The organism is Serratia sp. (in: enterobacteria) (assembly GCF_052400455.1).
Taxonomy (GTDB): Bacteria; Pseudomonadota; Gammaproteobacteria; order Enterobacterales; family Enterobacteriaceae; genus Serratia; species Serratia ureilytica.
This window is the reverse complement of record NZ_CP185814.1, coordinates 72,245-93,157: the sequence shown is the minus strand read 5'-3', so window position 1 is coordinate 93,157 and position 20,913 is coordinate 72,245. Positions and strand designations below refer to the sequence as shown.

Genomic DNA, 20,913 nt, shown 5'->3' with positions numbered 1-20,913 from the left:
AAGTTAATGGCTGTTTAGAACAGCTAAACTTTACCTAAGCAATAGCAAATTTATTTAAATAATTACTTTCGCTCAACAAAATTAATAATTACCAAAAAGTTTTATTTAATTATTAAATTTAAATGCATTTCAATAAATGTGGTACTGGGTGGGCGATACAACCCTATGGTTTGAGCATATGGGGAATATGTTGGAAAACCATGAAATACATCTGTACTTAAGGAGTAAGCCGTCCGTAAAAATCCAAGCGATGTATTACTTAAACGCTAGAGCAAAAAGTAGGTGCGGGCGTTCCGCTCCTTAAAAATGGAGGAAAGACCTGCTCGACATTGTGGCTTATCAATCCATGCGAAGACGTAAATAATCACCTCGGAATAAAAATCAGGATGCATTGCTTGACGAAATCACGCGGCTTAAAAAGCAGATTAATCAGTTGCAGCTTAAGCGCGATATCCTGACAAAAACGAATGAACTGATAAAAAAAGACATGGGCATCAGGGGCCTGATCTTGAAGAACAGGGAGAAAAACCAGGTCGTTGATGACCTTAAGGAAATATATTCCATCGCTGAACGGCTCTGTGTTCTGAAGCTTGCCCGGAGATAATGTTTTTATCATAAAGCGATCCGGCGTCTGAATGTAGTGGATCGCTGATTTAGGACACGTCTGAATCCTGTTAAAGTTAAAACAGTGAATATGAGGTGATGCATGATCAAGGCCCGGCGAACTCTCTGAGCTTTTCTGTGGCTAGTGCGGTGCGGGTCCAAAGTCGCTGTAGTTTTCACGCAGCAGCGCCAAAACTTTTATTCTCAGTTGCTCAGGAAGGCTATGGTTTCCAGGTTTACCTTGTTTTAAGCTGGCAAGCCCAGGAGTTCCTGACAAGCGAAACTTATCCATCAGACGCTGAACCTGACGTTCACTGAGATCCAGTTGACTTGCAGCATCCCGACAACGTAGCCGTTTTTCACAAACAGACTGGATCACCTGGGCACGAAATAACTCTTTATCAGACATAGTCACCAACATTTTTCGGATCCCTGAAGTCACAAAAACTTAGAGCCTTTATGCCAAAAAAAGGGACATTTCTAAATGGTTAAAAAGTGACATTGCTAAATTGCTCTAACTTAAAATGTCTACCCGAAGTTGAAATGTCACCTTGGTGAAAGTTGAAAAGAGAAAAGGGCATTAGCGTTTGAGGCTGGCTCTGAATTCTTCGGGGTTGGCCAGGGCCGGGTTGATGGCCCTGAGTTGCTCCTAGATTCTGGCCTGCGCTCGTCGTTTGGGCATCCTCTTGCTGCGCTCTCTTTGACCATCCCGGTCACACTCGTCCTGCTGGACTTGCGCCAGCTTCAGCACCGCGCCGAGGCGTTTGTTGTCCACGATGGCACCCTGGTCAACGATGGCCAGCTTGTCGAAGACCTGATAGGTCAACGTCCTGTAGCCGTACTTAAAGGCCAATGTGCCGTCAGGATAGTCATAAACCATGATTTTCTCGCCGGCAATTCTTGTGTTTTCTTCTGTCGGCTCAACGAGATACAGCATCTTATCGTATTGGAATGTCAGGGATTTCGAGAGTGTTCTGAGCTCCTGCCAGGCAAAGATATCATCCAGTTCTGTTGGCTGCGACGGGCCGATGGAGATTTTTTGGGTATTTGGGGGCTTTGGCAAAGCGGCGGTTGAAGTCCAGGATGAAGCCGTCCAGCCAGGTGTTGGCTTCCTCGATGCTGTTGATTTTCTCGAGCCGCATCTCTTTGATTAGTCGGTCCTGGAGTGTCAGGTTAGCACGCTCGACGCGGCCTTTGGCCTGAGAACTATTGGCGCAAATGAGCTCGATGTTCAGGTCATGCAGAACGCGTCCAAACTGCGTGGTGCCGGTGCGGCGAGTTTCAGCCTGGCTGACGCGAAAAACGGCATGCTTATCACTGTAGAACGCCACAGGTTTACCATGTTTATCAATGTATTCCCGCGTCGCCAGCATGTAATCGAAGGCCGATTCTGTTTCACAGAACCGCAGGTGCATCAGCCGACCGGTTAGCGTCGTCAATGTAAATCAACAGGCAGCATTTTGATGCGCGGCCCTCAAACCAGTCATGGTGAGAGTCGTCAATTTGAATAAGTTCGCCAAGACAGTCGCGGCGATAGCGTGGTTGATAGACCCGAGGCTTGCGTCGAGCATGAGGAACCCAGAGGCCGTCAGCAATCATCCAATGACGAACAGTTTCTACAGAGATCGATATTTGGTGGCGTTCGCTAAGCTTTTCTGTGGCTAATGTAGGACCGAAGTCACCGTATTTTTCGCGTAGCAACGTCAGCACACGCAGCTTGAGATCATCCGGAACGCGGTTGTTTGCGGGATTGCCGTGTTTACGCGAGGTTATGCCGGCGGCGCCGTCAGCAAGATACCTGACAAGGATTCTCTGCAGTTGCCGTACGCTGAGCTTCAGCAGTTTGGCCGCAGCAGCCTGGGTCAGAAGTTTGTCGCAGACTTGCTGTAGTACGGGAATACGATTCAGTTCTTTCTGGCTCATGGTCACCAACATAGACGCTCCGGATGGTCTGCTTGTGAAGAAACAGACTAACCGAAAGGCGACATTTTAACTTTGGTAAAACACGACATTATTGCTTTGGACTGACATAAAAGGTACAGATAATACGCATTATGTTAAATTGTCATTTCGTTTAAAACTCTTTGGGATAACTCTATACTGCTCATGGATATCTCTCCTTAAGTCATTTTAAAATACTCTGAGCTATCTGTTAAACCTGTAACTATCTAGATCTCAAAATCTCTCCCAAGGATAGCGGTGGACCATATTTTATCTTGGCATATTGCTACTGTTGGGAAATTTAAATAGTCAGTGAGTAAATGTTACAATCCAGCGACCAAAAGCGAATAAATAACGAGCCACATACTTAATGTTGTGACTTACTTCCAAAAGAAAAATTAATAATATAACCAGTAAAAAAGCAAGACAAACGCGAGGAATCTCCATAATCAGCTTCTCACTTTTAAATGAATAAACCTCATTCAACTAACCAGATTCATTCATTGCCACCCCCTATTTCCCTACTAGTTAAAAGCCCCTGGTACGTCTCGCAATCTAACAATAGTTTAGCAAAATTATATGTTTTTCTTTAAAAGCCTTCTCATGAGTATTAATATAAAAACTCGATAACCTTACCAACATTTAACACCTTAGATTAGATTGTATTCACACTCTGCCCCCTGCACTACAAGTCAAATTCATTTTTTTGTTTACCTCCATCTATTGTCAGTAAGTTCTAAATTCTTAATATTTATTTTTTAACTGATGTGTCAAGGTTCGTTTCTAAAGTAGAAATTCATATAGTGACATGCGTACTGTCTTAAAAATATCACAATACACTAATCGCACAACCATTATTATGGTTAATCATTACCAACAAATAAAATTCAAGCACCAGACAAAACTGCAGCGAATCCGGCTCCAATAGCTACGGCAAAAACAGCAATCACTACAACGGCTGTAGCCCCGACTCCGGCACCTACAGCTGCTGCCGTTTTCCCTTTTGAAATATCTTTTCGTTCAAGTGAGACAATATCATTAAACAATAAGGTATCCCCCGTATTAGTAATGATACCTTGTGCCGTTGTTCTCTGAACAGTAATTGTATTTTGATTTCCATTCTTAAGCCTGTACTTCACAACATCCCCAGAATAAAGTGGTGGTGATACTTGATAATAAGTATAGCTATTATTCACCTGCTCTTTGCGTAGCTGAACAGAATCGTAGGATGTGCATCCAGTAACGGTGATACTCATCGTAAGCAACATTGCTATACTTAAAGTAAATCTTCTCATTATTAAATCCTTAGCGCCATACGCGCCATTATTTTTATAGAAAACATCTAAATACATTAGCATTTAATTTGAAAATAGCAAATTGATTTCATCAGGTCTATACTAATTTTTTATTTGGTTTGATTCGATTTTATTTAATCGTCACAGGCGCCCTACGGTACGGTTATGCCGGCTAAATGCCTTATCTAGCGACGGTACCATATGGGTAATCCAGCTATGGAGAGTGGAATGCTCGATCTACTTCACCCAATCTTCCAACTTCAAACCCGGCACCCGCTCAAACTCCCGCGTATTATTCGTCACCAGTATAGCGCCGGCAGCAATGGCATGCCCGGCGATCGCCGTATCGTTCGGGCCGATCGGTGTGCCGGCCGCGGCCAGGATGGCCTTGATCTCGGTTGTGGCGTCCACTGCGGCCCGATCCCAGGACAGAATGGCATCAAGGCGGACGCAGAAGGCCTCAACTAGCTGAGCGTGGCGCGGAGAGGCCTTCTTGCCGACAACGCCGAAACGCATTTCCGCGTAGGTGATGGCGGAGACAACTATGCGGTGGTTACGCAGTACAACCTGCTCTAGACGTTTGATCACGGCTTCCGGCTGCTCGCGCATGATGAACGAACAGATATTGGTGTCGAGCATATAGGTCTTATTCACAAGTCAAATCGTCCTTCGTCGCTGACCACGTCCGCACGCTCTGCCATAAAGTCCGGATCGGCCTTTTCCAGTTGCGCGAACGAGCCCCAAGTCGGACGGACGGGACGCAGGATGATATTGTCCCCTTCCCGGACGATCTCGAGCTCACTCACCCCCTCAAAATCCAGATCGCGGGGCAGACGGATGGCACGGTTGTTGCCGTTTTTAAAAATCGATACTGTTCGCATGATGTCCTCTTGGTTTATGGCCCATCGGCATATGTTTAGTATATGCCGATGCATAGCATATGTATAGTCAAGACTATTTGCTTTCTTTCATTTTCACGGTCATATAGAGACTCGTATTCAGATGAATGCTCATCATCAACGGTAAAGGGAACAATGCATCCTCTCATTTTTATGAATATTGTGACGCTCACTGAATCTGTCTCTCTTGGTAAAAATTACTGCAGTAGTGGTCGTGATGAAGTGACAACTGTTGCAGGCATCTCCCGGTATGATGCTCCAAACTGGATGGAGGAAGTATAGAGTTTGCACTTTTTCGGTAAAAAGCGAGGAAACCCGATCCTCCACAGACTTACCCCCTTAATATGTTGATAACCTATATATGGTGCTTTACAGGTGAAATGGTACACATCATGTGGTACATGTGATCTCCCGATGCCCTCCAGGGGTGGTGACTGCCGTCGAGTTTTCAACTGAACGTTTCGGTATTTATCCGTTATACTCCAGTTTTACCGATTTAAGGATCCGCTCGAGCAGATTTATTACGAACGATCCCCGCACAGATCTCAGGCACAATGGCACAGAGATGAAAGCGTGTCTTCTACCCAACATTCTGAACGTGCCTGCTTTTTAAGCAGATTGCGCTACGTAAAAAATAATTTTTCAGCAAGGTCATGATGCTGCAGATTTTGCGTAGCGCGATCAAAATAAAGCCCTCACTCCCCTGCTCTTTTGGCGCGGCTCATGAGGAAAGGTGGAAGAATTTTCTGCTAATACGATGTTGAATTTTCGAGGTGAACTGTGTCACTGATAGCCTATCAGCCTCCCGCCTCCGGTGCGGAGACGCTCCCCAGCCCCTACTTTGATTTTGCCCAGGCCGTAGCTATGCGACGGATGGCACTGAACCTGTCGGATCAACCAGCCTATCTGCTGGCACCAGAGATCACTTTGTTGCTCGACAATATCGCCGATCTGCGCCGGCGGATGTTGTTTGATTTTTTATGGAACACCGGCGCACGGATCAACGAAGCCCTGGCCGTTACACCGAAAGACATTGTACTTGATGCCGTCAAACCTTTTGTTGTGCTACGGACATTAAAGCAACGTAACCAGACAGCAGGTCGCCGCGGCCGGCCCGTTAAAGATACGCCGGTTAAACGAACCTTGCCGTTACTTGACCCCGGTTTTGTACGCCGGCTGCGTGATCATCTGGCCACCTTTACCCGTTATGTCACCAAGCCGGTATGGGAGATCTCCGATGACACCGCACGAAATTGGTTGAAAGAAGCCTTGGGTAATGCACAACGCACGGGGATGAACTTCTCCATTGAGAACATCACGCCACATACGTTTCGGCACAGTTTTGCCATGCATCTGCTCTATAACCGGGTACACCCGAAGATCCTGCAGTCGTTCATGGGACACCGGGACTACAAAAGTACCGAGATCTATACCCGGGTTTTTGCACTGGACGTTGCCGGCCAGCTGGGTGTGCGCTTCGAGATGACCCCGGAGCAGGCGTTGCAACTGCTCAGCCCGAACAGATAATCTCTCCACCTTGAGTTGCGCGATTGACTGTTTGAGGGGCTCATAAGTGACATAGTCACTTAAGTTACAAGGATTTCGGGGGCTGGAGCCGGGCGTACTCTTAAATGCGCTGCCTTGGCCAGCAAAGAGACGTTGAATTCACCGTACCACTCACGCATATTTGTATGACTCAGTAATACAAGAGGAGGGGGATTCAAATGGCACGAGTAACCAGTGTAATACTGGGTGAACATTTTACGGGTTTTGTGGGTGAAATGGCCCAATCCGGCCGCTATACCAATACCTCTGAAGTGCTTCGTGATGCGTTAAGGCTGATGGAAACGCGTGAACAACGTATTCAAAGCGTCCGGGAGATGGTTCTGGCTGGCGTGAATGCCCCTGTGAGTCATCGCACCATGGAGGAGATTTTTGCAGCAGCAACGAAGGATGCCAATGTATAAACTCTCCACGTTGGCTGATGGGGATATCTATGATCTTACGCTTTATACTATTCAGCATGTTGGCCTTATCCAGGCTAAACACTGTCATGAAGGGATCACGAAGATCGTTGAATTGCAGGCGAAAAATCCCGAGTTAGGTACTCAATGTCCCTGCTTCTGCCAGGGTATGCGGTGCTTTCAATACAAAAAGCATGGGGTATATTTTTTTAAAAAAGGGGAGGAAACTCTAATTTCACGTGTCATTCATCAATCTATGGATGTTGATGCTCAAGGTTTCCCCGGTTAACCCCTGCTGTTCGCTAAATATCCAGACATTGTTCACAACCCACGGTCAGCTAACAACTATCGTCTGGGTTCGTTGATAGCCATACTATAAACAGTAAACTATCTCTGCACGCCATTTTTTATGCTTAAAATCAACATGATAGTGTCACAACTCAGTGTTTTTTTACATTACGGGTATTACTCAGCCCTCTTTCGACGTTGGGCTCTGCATTTGATAGCATCCAGCGTCGCCCTTTCCTTCTCACCGTTCCCTATTTTCTTATACCAGCCGGCCAATTTTCTTAGGTCAGGTACACTCACCTTCTCGTTAGGATCATAGGCATCCAATTGAGCCATATACTGGGTCATCACCGCGATACATTTTCTAGCCCATTCTCCTTCAGCGGCCGAGCCCGCCGTTACATGAGGGCGACGAGGCAGGCGTGGTCGCATTGGTTTTGTCGCTTCCGGAGCGGACTCATCGACATAGGTAAACTTGATGGCATGCACGGAACGCCCCATCTTGACAGGTTCCCAAATCACCGAAATATCGGTTGAGGCATTGATGCGATCGAGTGAAGGTTGCAGCAGTTTTTGCCTGAAGTCCCGGTAATCCTGGTATTTTCCTTGCAGATTAGCCTTCTCTCGCATCCATTCGATCTCAAGGGTGACCTCAATGGTCCCATGACTCCGATACCGTGTCAGGTTACGCGCCTTCACCAACCAGCTGTAAAGACGGATCGAGAAAGGCGTATCAAGCCGGGCCAGGTTGATAAAGTCCAGTTTGGTAAAGCTTTCTTTCAGCTCAAAAAGATAAGGGGCAACGTCCTGTCCAAAACGTAGTACGACCGCACTATGATCATCATTGTTGACATACTCAAGACGCGAAAACCAGGAAAGTTGAACAGTTCTGACCTTCCCATTCCTGTCTTCTTTGTAGATTGTCACCGGTTTTTTCATCAGGCTGTCAGCCGCATCACGGAGTTGTCGGTGGCTACTGGTCGGGTTGACCCCGTAAATACGCTGGTAATCACGAGGATATAGCGTGTACAACATGTCCGGTTGTGGCTTTCTGCTGTCAATCTGCGCAAGGGCCAGGTTCAGGAGACGCATTTCGTCAAGAGTGACACCATAGGCGCCCTCAAGAAGATCATTCCCCTGTACCACAGTCAATGTGTCATGATTCATTCGCTCTATCCATAATGTGGAAACACAGATTCATTATTCCACATTAATAAGGGGCGCGTAAATTGTAATAGCCTCGTGATCCATGATATTCCTCACAACAAATCCATTCTCATCAGGAAATGATTCCACCTGTCTTTTCTACGATAATGTCAGTGTACGCAGAGACATCGCACCGCTACAGGTAAAATCTCCACCTTTACTGCACGAAGACAGGAAATTTCTCCCCCTATAGAAAACTTGCCCCAGGTGAGTTGCGGAGCAAAAAACTGCTACAAGCGCAAGCTGTATACAGAATCCGTTCTCAGTACGGCTCATCATATGCACATGAAATCATTCCCCCATTCCCCTCCTTCGAACAGATAATTTATCCACCTGTGTTTGCTGCATAAACAGGCGTGGATCTGCAGAAATCGTCAATTTATACAGGAAAATTCTCCACATACATTTTGGCAATACAGGAAATCCCTCCACCTTGATTTATTCCCGTACACATCAAGTTAAACAGTACCCATGCTCAATAACAGGAAAAACCTCCACCGTTACTTACAGCCGGTGCATAAAATCATTCCACCTGTAACGCACTTTAAGCAGGTAATACGCTCCACTTCCCTGGTACACGAGCAGAAAATCCCTCCACCGATAAGTGATAACCCGTTGAACAGTAATGAGGGTTGCAACAGAAAAATTCTCCACATTTTACCGTATTCTCGTGTTGGCCACCGAACTGCCAGGTCTGGCCGTGCAATAGAGTGTCGCGGGCCGAAACAGAAAATTGCTCCACCTTTGTTCCTGGTCCTTGCAAGGTACCTAATCATGGATTTGGCTGATCCTATGGCAATCATAGCGCTGCTTTGAGCCCAACATCATAATTTATCAACAGAAATTCCTTCTTCATATGGCATGAAAAGGATCCACGTGGATCATGAAATAGATCCACGAAAGACAGGAAAAAACTCCACATAATTTCGCATAACATATTGATATTTTTAACTTAAATTAATGAAAAAGAGAAAAGTAAAAAGAATAAAATAACAAATATCCTTCGGATATCTGTTTACGATCATCGGTTCAAAAATCCCTCCCCTTTACGTATTCATGATCATATTGGATCTGTCTTGGTTGATATGCCTCACCTTTTTGCCTTATTTGTTCCATTATGCGTTTTAATTGTTGTTTTGCGTTTTTGTTGGTGTTTTACTATAAAGATGCAAAACAATGTGTAAGGGATAATATGGATCTCAAGTCAACGCTGGATCGTTGTATAGAACGCGGTCAATTCATGACGCAGGAAATCGCTAAAGCGCAATTTGGTAACGACAGCCCAGAAGCTCGCGCGATTACCCGGCGTTGGCGGATCACTGAAGCTTCAGATCTCGTCGGTGTTACAGCACAAACGATCCGAAATTATGAAGAGTCTGGAAAGTTGCCATCCCCAGAGACGGCGATGATCGGACGGGTTGAACAACGTACCGGATACTCGATACAGCAAATCAATGCAATGAGAGATGTTTTTGGTACCCGCCCGGCGAGACCGGCTGGCCAGGATCCTGTTGTTCTCGCCGTAGCGGCTCATAAAGGCGGAGCGTATAAAACATCCACGTCAGTACATATTGCCCAATGGATGGCACTGCAAGGGTTGCGTGTCCTTTTAATCGATGCCACGGATCCCCAGGCAACCGCATCGCTTTATCACGGTTATGTTCCGGATTTGCATATTCATCCGGAAGATACCCTTCTCCCGTATTATTTGGGGCAACGTGACGATGCGGCTTATGCCATCAAACCAACTTGCTGGCCAAACCTGGACATCATTCCTTCTTGCCTGGCCGTACACCGTATCGAATCCGAAATTTATCCGCTGCATGATGCGGGGAAACTCCCTGTTGCTCCTCATCTTCTTCTGCGGGCTGCTATTGAGTCTGTTTGGGACAGTTATGATGTAATCGTGCTGGATAGTGCGCCAAACCTTGGGATAGGCACCATCAATGTCGCCTGTGCAGCGGATGTGATTGTCGTTCCAACGCCGGCTGAGCTGTATGATTATGTTTCTACCCTGCAGTTCTTCACCATGTTGCGCGATTTGATGATCAATATTGACTTGAACGGTTTTGAACCTGATGTTCGCGTTCTGATAACCAAATTCAGCAATGCAGTCGGTAGCCAATCTCAATGGATGGATGACCAAATCCGTAACGCCTGGGGTGGAATGGTCCTGAAGGAAGTAGTTCGTGTGACTGATGAAGTCGGTAAAGGTCAGGTCAGGATGCGTACCGTTTTCGAGCAAGCGGCTAACCAGCGTTCAACACCGGCTGCCTGGCGTAACGCGGTGGCTATTTGGGAACCAGTTTGTGCTGAGATCTATAATCGATTAATTAAAACGCGTTGGGAGAATGCGTAATGAAAAGAGCCCCTGTATTACGTCATGCACCAACGATCAATTTTGATGACGCTAAAGCGGTTTCGGTCAAAGAGAGTGAACTTTCACCCTCGGCACCTGCAGTAAGCCAGCTGTCTTCACGTGTTAGCACAATGAAAGGAAACAGTATCACCCTACCAGTATGTGGGGAGGATGTTACCTTTGTTCTGAAAACTATCGCGGCGGATCAGATAGCAGTAAAAACAACCATCTTTGCCGGTAATGAACGTCTTCAGGACTTATTGACCGAATCTTCCCTGGATGATCTATTACCCTCGTTCCTGACGTCGGGTCAACAGTCCCCTGCTTTTGGGCGCAGTCATAATGGTCTTGTCGAAATTGCAGATGGCAGTCGACGTCGTAAGGCCGCTATTCTTACCGGCTGTGAATACAAAGTTCTCGTCGGTGAATTGAACGATGCGCAAATGCGCTGGCTATCCCAAATTGGAAACGACTATCGGCCGACCAGCGCATATGAGCGTGGTTTACGCTATGCTCGTCGGCTCTTTTCTGAATTCGGTGGCAACGTCAGCCATCTTGCTGAAGCAGAGAACATATCGCGCAAGATTATTCAGCGTTGTATTAAAACCGCCGAACTGCCACTTGAAACTTTGCAGCTGTTTGCTAATCCCAATGAACTAAGCGCCCGTAGTGGAGAAATGCTCTACAGGTTCCATGAGTCTGATTTTGCTGCGCTTAAGTTGTTGACTCAAATTTTGCGAGAGCAACAATCTGAAGGTGCCACATTCAGTACCGAAGAACTGTTAAAGCGTCTGATGCCTGTAACCAGGGCTAAGCCAGATGTCACCGTGCGTAAGTTTGCAGCGGGTATTGAGGCGAAATACTCGGCTAATGCAGTTTCATTTAACCTAACGGGTGCTCCGGCTAGCCTGATAGAGCGTATTGAAATTCTACTAGCCGAGCATGCCAAACAGCAAAAGCCCTGATTTTTCAAGTGGGACCATGGTCCCACTTCTCAACTATATCTTTTTACTTCACAGTACCGGTGATATGTCGATAGGTGGGACCATGGTCCCACTTGGAACGCGGAGAATGCGTTGTTCTCGACGTTGGTACTTCGGGGTATCATATTTGTTTGATGGCCGGTGGCTCAGATTCTCAATGAGCAATCCTTAGAGTGAGAGCTCAACGTCTAATTCTTTGTTATTCCAGTATACATCTACTCTTTCAGAAATCTGTTGGATCTGGCAAATATGCTTCATCACAAAACCTTGATTGGGAGTTGCATATGCGTGAAAGCGTAATCTGTCCCTTTTTGAGATATTGCAAATCTATCATTATTCCAAATCGAATTATGGTCGACTTATTATGGTCACGTATGCGGTGACTATCGACGAATAGTTGAGTGAGGGTATCATGCCAAATGTCATTCTTAGTGAAAGTAGTGTAAGCATCAGCGAGCTGAAAAAGAATCCAATGCGAATCGTTGGGGCCGGTAACGGTTTGCCGGTGGCGATCTTGAATCGAAATCAACCGGCATTTTATTGTGTGCCCGCTGCATTCTATGAAAAAATGTTAGATGCTCTTGATGATCAGGTTCTATGTAGATTGCTCAATGAGCGCCGTAATGAGGAGTTCATTGATGTCGTTTTTGATCAGTTCACATGACTTATAAAGTTAAATTTCGTGAGAGTTACACATCCACTACCTTGACCCGTACGCGTCAACAAAGCTGACCGTCCTGGTGTTACGGTTTAACTGACAGCCGTATTGCCGTTTTTGACATTTTCTTTCTGTAACTATCTTCTGTTACTTCGATGATGTATCCATGGTGGAGTCTGTTTGCCGGCACTATTGTTTTGTCCACGAAGATACTGCCCAAATTTCTTACATAGGCACAAGACACCTATCACGATTACCGGGTAGAAGCACCTCGTTGAGTCTCAGCGACGACCGGGCTTGCAGCAACTCGTCGGCACTGTAGAACCGGATCCCAATAGCCTTGGCTTACTACGTCATCCAAGGACGCTTTACACCTGTCATGTTGACGCCGAAGCTGATGTGACACATTAGTTCATTGAGCAGCAACCCGGCGATCGTTGCTAGATCAAGCCTGGCAAAGCAGCCTTTGCAGCACGAATGTGTAGAATGAAGAATTGAGCATCATCTTCCCCTCCTGATTGGACAGATTTCACGTAGCGCGATCAGTCAGTCTGGCGGCTTCGCGAAATGGTCTTTGCAAGCGCTCTGGATGTGCCCCGCTATTTGCTGGCGCTGGAAATTGCGGGGCTGCTCGACTATCTGCCCGAGCTGTGTCTGCGTATATTGATCAAAACCCTGTGGAACATCAGTGCCGACATCAATAAAGCTCTGACGCTAACGCTGGGAGATCTGTTCTTCAACTGCTCGCTGCCGTTTGTCCGGCGGCGGACCCTGAAGCAACGTACGCCACGGCGGCAGTGACGGTCGACCAGCGATGCATCTGTTGATGAATGATGTGCACGTCGAGCAGGTCCAGGCACTGATGGGTCATAGCGCCTTGGAAATACCGAAATTTATACCCGGAGCTTCGCACTGAATGTCACATCGGGTATGGTCTTTCCCCTACCCGTTGATGAGTCGCGGGGAGCACTTGCGCTCTCACCCTAAGATAACCATCTGGTTTTACGATAAATCGCAAATACGATTTATCGTAAAAACGTATTTGATGATTTCTGTATTGATCTGCCCCTTGCTTATGCATACACTACAATTTAATCGTAATTGTTAGTTTACAGAAATAAGGTTTTACTGAAAATAGTAATAATCCACACCAGGAGAGCCTGATGATTATCTCTGTATTGAACCAAAAAGGGGGAGTTGGCAAAACCACTCTCAGCGTCAATATTGCTGCCCGTCTGGTGGCTGATGGCGCGCGCGTATTACTACTTGATGCTGATCCTCAGGGCAGCGCCTTGGACTGGGCGGCAGCACGAGAAGAGGTTTCCGCTTTTCCGGTACTGGGGTTGCCTCGCGCCACACTGCACAAAGATATCGGAAAATTCACCCATGATTACGAGCACATTATCATCGATGGCCCACCCCGCGTCACGGATATGGCCCGTTCCGCCATTATGGCGGCAGACCTGGTTGTGATCCCTGTACAACCCAGTCCGTATGACGTGTGGGCGGCACAGGAAGTGGTAACGTTGATCCAGGAAGCCAAGATATATAAAGAAAATCTTAAATCTGTATTTGTGGTTAATCGTAAAATCGTAAATACTGCGATTGGCCGTGATGTCGGTGATGCGCTGTCGACATATGAAACACCGGTGTTACAAGCTACGGTGTCGCAGCGGGTTATCTTCGCTGAAGCGGCGGCTGTTGGTAAAGCCGTGTTCGAGCTGGAACCTGATTCGGCGGCGTCAAAAGAGATCGGTGCCCTGGTTAACGAGATTTTGGAGCAATAAGTATGAGTGGGAAAAAAGTGACTTTCGGTGCCAAGCCAACCAAATCTGCACCCAGTGCGGATGCCTGGGTGGAAAGCCGCGTAACCGAAGAAGCGCCACCGCAGCCGGTCGAGAAAATGAAGCGACTCACGATTGATATCCCGGAAAGTCTGCATAAAACAATCAAGTCTGCCTGTGCCCTGAGGGGCACCAAGATCGCCGATGAGGTGCGTGAGCTGTTGTATAACAAATACGGAAAAGAGTAATTCTGTATTTAATGTTTTACGATTATGCGATTTTAAGATTGAACGCTTTTGCGTTTAGGATGAGACGGTAGGGCGGGCAGGTTACGACTTATCATTGCTCTCGAGCCGTAACGCCCTGCGTACCGTTTGAAACATTATCATTACGATTATCTGTATTTAATGAAAGTTACATTTCATTAAATACAGAAGTTAATAACATTTATGCAACTCGTAGACGTTCCTCGTGCAAATCAATGTACAGACCCATCATGGCTATGGTGGGCCTCACCAGGACGGCGCTGGTGACGGCAACTAGGTTGGGTAATTCGAGTTTTTGACGCGCCTACTGCGGCCTTAAGCACGGTCACAGTGCAGCCCTGCTTCGTCGGTGATGACGCTCATTTCTACTTGTATTTGTATATGTGGCGTAATTGGGGCTCGCTGTCGTGCTGCGCATGGCGCCGTCGATCCGTCGCCACCCTTCGGGCGACCATCGCTGACGCAACCCCGCTTGCAGCCGGCGATGCCGGCGCCGCACTCACTGTCCTGCAGCCAGGCTGCAGGACGCTGTTGACGCCCCGCCGGCCGCTGTCGCGCCGTCGTGTCGGGTGGGTGCTTGTTCATCCTTCCGTGGTACGCCTGCCGCAGTCTAGTCTTCCCGCCGCAACTGATAACAGCACAGCGTCTCGCTTGAACACCAAGGGGTGAAATGCACTCCGCCAAAAACTTTTTCCTCCCTTCGGTCAAAAAAACTTTTTGTCTCCGCCCCTTGGTGCCGCTCACCGCCGTGCTGAATCAGTTTATTGCGACGGCGAATACTCACAGCGGCATCAAACAACCACCTGGAGGAAACCAACATGCAACCACAAAACGTCCAAGGCGCGACAACGAAGCCTACAACAGCATCTGCACAGACCCACTGTGCCCTGACAGTACCGCACGTGTATGACCTGTTTTGCTACGTGAAGGCGGTGTGCGTTCGTTCGACCGGCACCATTGAACCGCCGGTGGTACCGGCCGGGGCGGAAGAGGTATTCGCGGACTTTGGGGATTTCGACACCATTTCGGTGTGGATCGTCGGGGGCTGGCCGGTGGCTGCGAGCGATCAGATGACGATGACCCACTGGCGCGTGAATTCAGGGCAATAAAAAAGCGGCATTCTGCCGCTTTCTCACCGCCAGCGCGGAAGCGTCCACTTCTGTCGCTGGCTAAACAGGCAATAATCAACGGAGATACACCATGTCTATGACTGAGTCTAAAGCACCAACCAAGGGCAAGACAACCCGTCCGGCCAAATCTACCACCAAGAAAAACGCCCTCGCGGAAAAAATCGAGGCGGCGCTGGCCAAGGCCGTGCGTAAAACTGCCACGCTCGGCCTGCTGGTGTTGACCGACCTGAACGTGCGCAAGAAAAAATCCTCGCAGGCGTCGATCGAGGGGCTGGGCGCTTCCATCCGTTCGGCCGGTCTGCTGATGAATCTGGTCGTGTTCGAGATGGAAGATGGCCGCTACGGCGTCGCCGCAGGTGAGCGCCGCACGCTGGCGCTGCGTTGGTTGATGGAACAGGAGAAAGACGCGGATAAGACTACCCCGGATGGTATCGTGACCGACGATTACCCGGTCGAGGTGCTGGTCGTCAGCCGGGCTATGGCGCGCGTGGTGTCGATGATGGAGAACAGCCAGCGCGAGCAGATGCACCCTGCCGATCAGGTTACGGCGTTCCGCGATTTGTCGGCAGACGGGCAGACACCGGCACAGATTGGCGATTTGCTGGGGTTCAGCACGCGCCACGTTCAACGCTGCCTGCGTCTGGCAACAATGGCGCCGGTGCTGCTCGATGCGCTGGCCGACGACCAGATCACCCTCGACCAGCTGCAGGCGTTGTCGGCCACCGAAGATCATCAACGTCAGTGCGACGTCTGGAACAACGCGCACGGCTGGGCGGCTGCGCCGCAGCACCTGCGCGAGGCGGTGCTGAAAGGCGAAGTTTCAGCCAGAGACAACAACCAGCTGACGTTCGTCGGGCGCGAGGCCTACGAGGCCGCGGGCGGCACCTTCAAATTCGACCTGTTTACCGACGAGGGCTTTTTGACCGAACCGGCGATGCTGGAGCGCCTTGCCCGTGAAAAATTGCACGCGCTGGCGCAGCAGGTGGCCGAGGACGAGGGCTGGAGCTGGGCGGAGGGGCACATTTCGGCCATTAAAACGTGGGGTGAGGATGCGGAGATTTACCGCGAGCTGGCCGAACCACAGCCGGAATTTACCGCTGACGAACAGGCCGAGATCGCCCGGCTGAAAGCACGGTTAGCCGATCTGGAAGCGGCGTTCGAGGCGGCGGATGCCGATACCGATACTCACGCACTGAACGTCGAGAGCGATGCTGTCGAAGCCGATATTGCGCGGTTGACCGCACGGGCTATCGTCCGCGCATGGCAGCAGCCGATGCGCAGCAGCAGCGGGGTGGTGGCGTCCCTGTGTGACGGGGAGGTGGTTTACCAGCGCGGGATCGTGTTGCGAGCTAGCGAAGCAACCGAGAAAACCGGGGATAACAACGGCGAGGGTACGGTTACCACCGAAACGGCGGCACCGAAAACCAAGGAGAAAGGGCTGTCGTCGGCGCTAATCACCAGTTTGTCGGCGGAACGCACGCTGGCGGTGATGGGGGCGCTGGTCGAGAACCCTGCTGTGGCGCTGGCGCTGCACACCCACACGCTGGCCGTGAAGGTGTTCGGTTCGCGCTACGCTGGATCGCTGCTCAAAACCGACCTGACGCCCAAACGCGTGGAGCTGCTGACCAAAGCCCCGACGGCGGAAGGCAGCCGTGCCGATCGCCAACTGGCCGAGCTGCACGCGCAGTGGGAAGCCAAATTGCCGTCGGAGTGGAATACCGATTTCTCATGGTTGCTGACGTGGGAACAGGCCGAGGTCGTGGCGCTGCTGGTGTACTGCGTCGGCCTGTCGCTCGATGCCGTGCAACTGTGGCCTGCGAAGGATGGCAAAGTCGGCGATGCCCTGACACCGCTCGAGCACGCACTGGATTTCACTCTGCGCGACTGGTGGCAACCGACCAAGGCCAATTACTTCGGGCGCATCAGCAAGGAACTGATGAGCGATGCACTGGTTGATGCCGGGAAGGTGGCGCAGGCGGCCTCGGTGCTCAAGATGAAGAAGGGCGACGCCGCGCAGCTGGCCGAGGATGCACTGACCGCCAGCGGCTGGGTGCCGGAGTGCCTGCTGCCGGTAGCTGATGACACCACCGATTCACTGGGTGCTGACAACAGCGCCGCCGCCTAACCGACAGGGAGCTGCCGCCCTGAGGGGCGGCAGAAAACACCGATGAAAAATGCATTCAATCTGGAAACACTGACGGCGATGAGCGCCGATGAACTGGAGCAGTACCGCGATCGGGGCAGGGAGTACCGGGTGATGCTCAACTGCGGGGTGTTGGGTCAGCTGGCGGTGCCGGAAGGCTGGCATGTGGTGGCGGAAGAGGGCTGCGAGTTCTGTGGGCGCGTGCCTGTGGTGTGCCGGATAAGCCCGGCAGGGAATGAGGCGACTGCGCTCTATTTATGCAGTGCGGGCGCGGAGGTGCCGAACTGGTCAATGACGCTGCCGTTCGACGGTGGTCAGTCGCTGGCGTGGCTGTACTTGGATGAGCATTATACCCCGGCCACGGTCAACCGGGTGCTGCATACCGTGGCGGGCTATTACCGGCTGGGGTTCTGGCGACCGGAAAAGCTGGCGGTCGCGCTGCGGATGGGAGGGCATTGCCTGTGATCCCAAACCATCTTGCTCTGGTGCCGTGGCACCCGTACCGGCGGGCCGTCTGGCAAGTCATCGCACAGGTCGAAGCCCGCAGTGAAGCTGGCAGGCGGTTGTCCGCCTCCCCGTATGCCACGGCGTTTTTCCGCCAGTTAACCGGGCTGCCCACCCTTTCAGCCAAGGACATCCGCATGATAGACGTGACTTACCGGCCCGGCGATTGTCGCCGCGCCACGCGCAAGGAAAACTATATTGACGCACTCGAAACGCTGATTGCCAGCGGTGGCGAGCACTGTTATTCCCCGTTGCCGGGCGATACCCGTGACACGCTGTTCCCGGAAGTGAACCGCTGCCGCAATCAGCGATTCGAACACCGGCTGACGATGAAACACACCCGTCAGGCGTGCATCGATGCCACACTCCGGCGGCACAAGCGGCGACGTTACCAGGTGCCGCTGGCGCAGGCGTGGACGGCGCGGTTTCCCTGTCTAGCCGAACTGGATAGTTACCTCTGGATGGCGCGTCTTCAGGTCAGTCTGATCAGTGCTGAGTTATCTGCTGAAGCGCATATCGATAACGCGGTGCGGCGGCCGACTCACCTGGTAGGCCGCTAACCCCGGACAACAAGCCGCAGTGGCTTCGCCACTGCGGCTTGTTGCTCTCTCATTCCTGTGCCAGGTCTGTCTCTTCTTTCGGCAGGGGAGAGGACTCCTGTTGATAGAGCCGCGGTGACGGTCGGGCATGGATGTGCTGCTTCTGAACGATTTGCCTGGCGAAACGATGCGGCGCTGGGCGTCCGGGCGCGCTGTCGTGCTGCGCATGGCGCCAGCGAGCCGTCGCCACCCTGCGGGCGTCCATCGCTGACGCGAAAGGCACGCTTGCAGCCGGCGCTGCTTCCCACTGTTCCTCGCCCTGGCGAGGAGCGCTAAAGACGCCCCGGCTTGTCGCCGTGTCGGCCGTATTCCTCCTCGCTGTGTTTCCGGTGAGTCATCGGACGGCTGTTCCCCGGCGGAGGGCTGTTCGTAGCACCGTCGCGTCGCCCCGCAAGGGGTGAAATGCACTTCACCGAAAACTTTTTCCAGGTAAAAACTTTTCGTCTCGCCCCTTGCCTGTCTCCTTACGCCGATGCTCCGTCGCCCTTTGCCGCCAGGGAACTCACCGAACGATGAAATAACCACCAGAGAGGAGCAAGAACAGGATGAATACGCAAAACGTCAACACCGCCACCAGAGAATCTTCCAAACGATGGGAGGGAAAATACCCCGACGCGGAAAACATCATGATCCGTCAACTGGAATTAATGGAGGAATTGCACGGCGTGTATTTGTCTTCTGACGAACTTGCGCAATCGCTGTATGAAGTTTTTAACACGATGACGGATCGGGTGGGGTTTAACGGCGTCGATAACTCGCCGTCCGATAAACCGAAAATTGCGTATGCCGTCGCGCAACATTGGATTAAGGCGCAGCGTTTGGCCGGTGCGTATTTTGGCGAGACCGGCGTCGTTGCCTGGGAACATGCGCGTTATCGGCTGCACCTTCAGCTGGCTATTAATCACTCATACCGTTAATTCATCGCCGGTCTAAAAAACATTTACCCGGCATTACTGAAAGAGAAAGGAGAATATCATGCGTCTGACTTCCCGTTTTGGCCGTTATAACGCCATTCGTAAAGACCGCCCGTTAACCAACGACGAATTAATGAACGTGGTGCCGAGCGTGTTTTCAGAAGATAAACACGATTCACGCAGTGACCGCTATACCTACATCCCCACCATTACGCTGCTGGATAAATTACGTGAGGAAGGTTTTCAGCCGTTTTATGCCTGCCAGACGCGCGTTCGGGATGAAAGCAAACGCGGCCATACCAAACACATGCTGCGGTTGCGTCGGGAAAATATGATTGTCTCCGGCAATAAGGAAGTGCCCGAAATTGTATTATTGAACAGCCACGACGGGAGCAGCAGTTACCAAATGATCCCCGGCATGTTCCGCTATGTCTGTGCCAACGGAATGGTATTTGGTCAATCGTTCGGTGATGTTCGTGTACCACATAAAGGCGACGTAGTCGGGCAGGTGATTGAGGGCGCGTATGAAGTGCTCGGCATATTTGACCGTGTCGATAAGGATCTCGATACTATGAAATGCATTTCACTGACCGAACGCGATCAGGAATTGTTTGCGCGGGCGGCGTTAAGTTATCGCTACGAGTATGAAGATAAATCCCCGATCACGCCGTCGCAAGTTTTGCGCCCGCGGCGCCGAGAAGATTACGGCAATGACTTGTGGACGACATTCCAGCGCGTTCAGGAAAATATGATTAAGGGCGGATTACCGGGTAAAAACGCGACCGGGAAAAATACCCGTACTCGGGCGGTCAACGGTATCGATGGCGACATTAAACTGAACCGTGCGTTATGGCTGATTGCGGATGAATTCAAAAACCGAATGAAGTAACAGGGTGCCCCGGTAATGACGCCCATCAATACCGGGGCCGAACACTGCTACAGAACGTACAGTTAATACAACGCGGACAGTATGAAATAACGGGGTGAAAGATGCAACGGAAAATTTACGGGTATGCAGTACGGCACATTTTACATCGGCGGATAAACGGCTGTTAGCGACAATGGCAGGGCAGGCGGCTTTTAGTTCCTAGGGGTTAACATTAGGGACGGTTATATTCTGGTGCTGACGGATGATCGCCGGCGGCTGCGCGTATTAAAGTCGCAAGGGGCGTCAAAGGCACTGAGGCGCTTTTAAATTCACCAGGTTAAATATCACCGCATAGGTTACATCCATTTTGATTGTGATGCGCTCATTCTCCCCGGCCACGACGTTTTTGAGTGGTAGCGCGCTGATAAGAGCCGTCCCCATCGAGGGGGCGTCTCTTATTCTCCCCGCCCGCCCAGCGGGAAATATATTTCCCGCTCCCGCTGCCCCAA

The 20,913-nt window shown here is 50.3% G+C and carries 19 protein-coding genes and 3 pseudogenes; 16 read left to right on the top strand and 6 right to left on the bottom strand.

The features are described 5' to 3' along the window. Positions 1–272 precede the first annotated feature (272 nt). Positions 273–601: pseudogene (locus ACORQT_RS25335) on the top strand (IS3 family transposase); the annotation flags it as partial. A gap of 124 nt (positions 602–725) precedes the next feature. Here the strand turns inward: ACORQT_RS25335 and ACORQT_RS25330 are convergent. The 5 genes and pseudogenes from ACORQT_RS25330 to vapB all read right to left on the bottom strand — a co-directional run. Next, a pseudogene (locus ACORQT_RS25330) lies at positions 726–1,012 on the bottom strand (helix-turn-helix domain-containing protein); the annotation flags it as partial. Between the two features lie 171 nt (positions 1,013–1,183). Next, a pseudogene (locus ACORQT_RS25325) lies at positions 1,184–2,526 on the bottom strand (ISNCY family transposase). A gap of 905 nt (positions 2,527–3,431) precedes the next feature. Next, positions 3,432–3,839 carry a hypothetical protein gene (locus tag ACORQT_RS25320; protein ID WP_197751414.1) on the bottom strand — a complete coding sequence of 136 codons (408 nt, stop codon included), beginning with the start codon at positions 3,837–3,839 and terminating at the stop codon, positions 3,432–3,434. Positions 3,840–4,076: 237 nt separating this feature from the next. Further along, positions 4,077–4,493 carry a type II toxin-antitoxin system VapC family toxin gene (locus ACORQT_RS25315; RefSeq protein WP_197751413.1) on the bottom strand — a complete coding sequence of 139 codons (417 nt, stop codon included), beginning with the start codon at positions 4,491–4,493 and terminating at the stop codon, positions 4,077–4,079. Then, positions 4,490–4,720, bottom strand: a complete 231-nt coding sequence (vapB, locus tag ACORQT_RS25310; protein ID WP_197751412.1) for a type II toxin-antitoxin system VapB family antitoxin — start codon at positions 4,718–4,720, stop codon at positions 4,490–4,492. The genes ACORQT_RS25315 and vapB overlap by 4 nt, the downstream gene beginning before the upstream one ends. Before the next feature lie 882 nt (positions 4,721–5,602). Between vapB and ACORQT_RS25305 the strand changes: the two genes are divergently transcribed. The 3 genes from ACORQT_RS25305 (at position 5,603) to ACORQT_RS25295 (ending at position 6,991) form a co-directional block, all read left to right on the top strand. Beyond that, on the top strand, positions 5,603–6,265 hold the full coding sequence (locus ACORQT_RS25305; protein WP_232095397.1) for a tyrosine-type recombinase/integrase: 663 nt from the start codon (positions 5,603–5,605) through the stop codon (positions 6,263–6,265). A 197-nt stretch (positions 6,266–6,462) separates the two neighbouring features. Next, positions 6,463–6,705, top strand: a complete 243-nt coding sequence (locus tag ACORQT_RS25300) for a type II toxin-antitoxin system ParD family antitoxin (RefSeq protein ID WP_197751410.1) — start codon at positions 6,463–6,465, stop codon at positions 6,703–6,705. After that, complete coding sequence (locus ACORQT_RS25295) at positions 6,698–6,991, top strand: type II toxin-antitoxin system RelE/ParE family toxin (protein ID WP_197751409.1); 294 nt, start codon at positions 6,698–6,700, stop codon at positions 6,989–6,991. Before ACORQT_RS25300 ends, ACORQT_RS25295 begins: the two co-directional genes overlap by 8 nt. Positions 6,992–7,167: 176 nt before the next feature. Here ACORQT_RS25295 and ACORQT_RS25290 read toward each other — a convergent pair whose 3' ends face one another. Continuing rightward, positions 7,168–8,157, bottom strand: coding sequence for a replication initiation protein (locus tag ACORQT_RS25290; RefSeq protein ID WP_197751408.1), 990 nt, complete (start codon positions 8,155–8,157; stop codon positions 7,168–7,170). A 1,231-nt stretch (positions 8,158–9,388) separates the two neighbouring features. Between ACORQT_RS25290 and sopA the strand changes: the two genes are divergently transcribed. The 12 genes from sopA (at position 9,389) to ACORQT_RS25230 (ending at position 20,425) form a co-directional block, all read left to right on the top strand. Further along, positions 9,389–10,555 (top strand): plasmid-partitioning protein SopA, encoded by a 1,167-nt coding sequence (gene sopA, locus ACORQT_RS25285; protein WP_060560534.1) that lies wholly within the window; start codon positions 9,389–9,391, stop codon positions 10,553–10,555. Then, on the top strand, positions 10,555–11,520 hold the full coding sequence (locus ACORQT_RS25280) for a ParB/RepB/Spo0J family plasmid partition protein (protein ID WP_197751407.1): 966 nt from the start codon (positions 10,555–10,557) through the stop codon (positions 11,518–11,520). The genes sopA and ACORQT_RS25280 overlap by 1 nt, the downstream gene beginning before the upstream one ends. Before the next feature lie 430 nt (positions 11,521–11,950). Further along, the gene (locus ACORQT_RS25275; RefSeq protein ID WP_206195971.1) at positions 11,951–12,202 is read left to right on the top strand and encodes a type II toxin-antitoxin system Phd/YefM family antitoxin; all 252 of its coding nucleotides are present in this window, start codon (positions 11,951–11,953) and stop codon (positions 12,200–12,202) included. Positions 12,203–12,763: 561 nt separating this feature from the next. Continuing rightward, complete coding sequence (locus ACORQT_RS25270) at positions 12,764–12,997, top strand: hypothetical protein (protein WP_444859450.1); 234 nt, start codon at positions 12,764–12,766, stop codon at positions 12,995–12,997. Positions 12,998–13,359: 362 nt separating this feature from the next. Further along, entirely contained in the window at positions 13,360–13,983 is a 624-nt protein-coding gene (gene parA, locus ACORQT_RS25265) for a ParA family partition ATPase (RefSeq protein WP_060560529.1), read from the top strand. Between the two features lie 2 nt (positions 13,984–13,985). Further along, the gene (locus tag ACORQT_RS25260; protein WP_197751404.1) at positions 13,986–14,228 is read left to right on the top strand and encodes a plasmid partition protein ParG; all 243 of its coding nucleotides are present in this window, start codon (positions 13,986–13,988) and stop codon (positions 14,226–14,228) included. A gap of 836 nt (positions 14,229–15,064) precedes the next feature. Further along, positions 15,065–15,355 (top strand): ribulokinase, encoded by a 291-nt coding sequence (locus ACORQT_RS25255; protein WP_197751403.1) that lies wholly within the window; start codon positions 15,065–15,067, stop codon positions 15,353–15,355. A gap of 91 nt (positions 15,356–15,446) precedes the next feature. Next, the gene (locus ACORQT_RS25250) at positions 15,447–17,501 is read left to right on the top strand and encodes a ParB/RepB/Spo0J family partition protein (protein WP_444859449.1); all 2,055 of its coding nucleotides are present in this window, start codon (positions 15,447–15,449) and stop codon (positions 17,499–17,501) included. Positions 17,502–17,543: 42 nt separating this feature from the next. Then, positions 17,544–17,984 carry a conjugation system SOS inhibitor PsiB gene (gene psiB, locus ACORQT_RS25245; protein WP_206195975.1) on the top strand — a complete coding sequence of 147 codons (441 nt, stop codon included), beginning with the start codon at positions 17,544–17,546 and terminating at the stop codon, positions 17,982–17,984. Next, positions 17,981–18,583: a plasmid SOS inhibition protein A gene (locus ACORQT_RS25240; RefSeq protein ID WP_197751400.1), complete on the top strand. Its 603-nt coding sequence runs from the start codon at positions 17,981–17,983 to the stop codon at positions 18,581–18,583. The genes psiB and ACORQT_RS25240 overlap by 4 nt, the downstream gene beginning before the upstream one ends. Positions 18,584–19,167: 584 nt before the next feature. Next, complete coding sequence (locus ACORQT_RS25235) at positions 19,168–19,539, top strand: dehydrogenase (RefSeq protein WP_444859448.1); 372 nt, start codon at positions 19,168–19,170, stop codon at positions 19,537–19,539. Positions 19,540–19,597: 58 nt separating this feature from the next. Beyond that, positions 19,598–20,425: a DUF932 domain-containing protein gene (locus tag ACORQT_RS25230; RefSeq protein ID WP_197751398.1), complete on the top strand. Its 828-nt coding sequence runs from the start codon at positions 19,598–19,600 to the stop codon at positions 20,423–20,425. Positions 20,426–20,913 lie beyond the last annotated feature (488 nt).